Source organism: Mesorhizobium sp. M5C.F.Ca.IN.020.29.1.1 (assembly GCF_003997375.1).
GTDB classification, from domain to species: domain Bacteria; phylum Pseudomonadota; class Alphaproteobacteria; order Rhizobiales; family Rhizobiaceae; genus Mesorhizobium; species Mesorhizobium wenxiniae.
Genome location: NZ_RZSW01001002.1, coordinates 1 through 1,126 on the forward strand (window position 1 = coordinate 1; position 1,126 = coordinate 1,126).

2 protein-coding genes are annotated in these 1,126 nt (G+C 57.0%); one reads left to right on the plus strand and one right to left on the minus strand.

The genetic code is table 11. The features are described from left to right. On the plus strand, positions 1-397 hold a 397-nt coding region (locus tag EOA85_RS35770; RefSeq protein WP_245486368.1), incomplete at its 5' end, for an addiction module antidote protein. A gap of 43 nt (positions 398-440) precedes the next feature. Here EOA85_RS35770 and EOA85_RS35775 read toward each other — a convergent pair. After that, positions 441-1,126 (minus strand): ATP-binding protein (locus tag EOA85_RS35775; protein WP_164760152.1); only part of this gene is annotated, 686 nt, incomplete at its 5' end.

The window sequence follows — 1,126 nt, forward strand, 5'->3', positions numbered from 1 at the left end:
GGATGAGTTCCTGAACCAGGGTGATGAGGAACTTCGGCGGGGGCTTCGCGAACGGGCGACCGATGAAGAATGGCAGCCGAGCGACGTTTCCGACCAACGAGATTTGCTTGATGCGCTACCGGCGCCTGCGGACGAACTGGCCCCGCTGCAGAGTGAGACCGAACTGCATGCGGCGGTGAACGAGGCACTCAACTCGGGTGATGCGAAGGCAATCGTCGAAGCTCTCGGAAATATCGCGCGAGCACGCGGAATGAGCCAGATCGCGCGTGATACCGGCCTTGCGCGCGAAGGGCTCTATCGGGCTCTAAGCGCCGACGGCAACCCTGAATTCTCGACTGTACTAAAAGTCCTCACGGCTGTTGGATTCAAGCTCACCACCACAAAATCAGCAGCCTGACTCTTGAGACGCACAATGGCGTCCGAAGCGTTGATGTTTGCCTTCACACCAAGTCTGAGAATACGTCGTCCGCATCGGGCACCACCGGAACGAACCGGATGTTTGCTGGGCGACCTTCCTCGTGGAACCAGAGATCAACTATCTTGGTATCGTCGCTCGACGGCCTTGGAGCAGCATCCCTGACTCGAAAGGTTGTCGGCAAATTGACCGAGGTTCCAAATACCAGGGCGTGCTGTTTGGGGAGAGATGGCAATCGCTTAAGGACAGCTTCGGAAATGAATGGCGTCATCTGACGGATTTGCGACAGGTCGTCCGGGTTCTGAATCCGGTGGACCACAAAGTTTGAGCATTGGGACAACACGGTTTTCGAAAGTTCGCTCGGCCGCTGTGATGCCACTATCAGGAACATGCCGTACTTGTGGCCCTCCTTCGCTATCCGCTCAAAAACCTTTGCGGCGTCCAACGCATAACGCGAGGGTGTGGAGGCGACGTAGCGGTGAGCCTCTTCAAGCAGCAAATGAACGGGGAATCGATTTCGCGGGTCGGCTTGCCGCAGCACGCGAAATGTCATGCGCGCTAGAACTGAGCAAAAGAGCTCTACGACATCATCCGATACCGCGTTCATATCGACAATTACGACCTGGCTTGTCTTGGTCATCCCACTGCCCTGCGCGGACAGGCCGAGGATTCGAGCTAGAAATTCGATCTGGCCTTCGCCCGCTTGCCCAC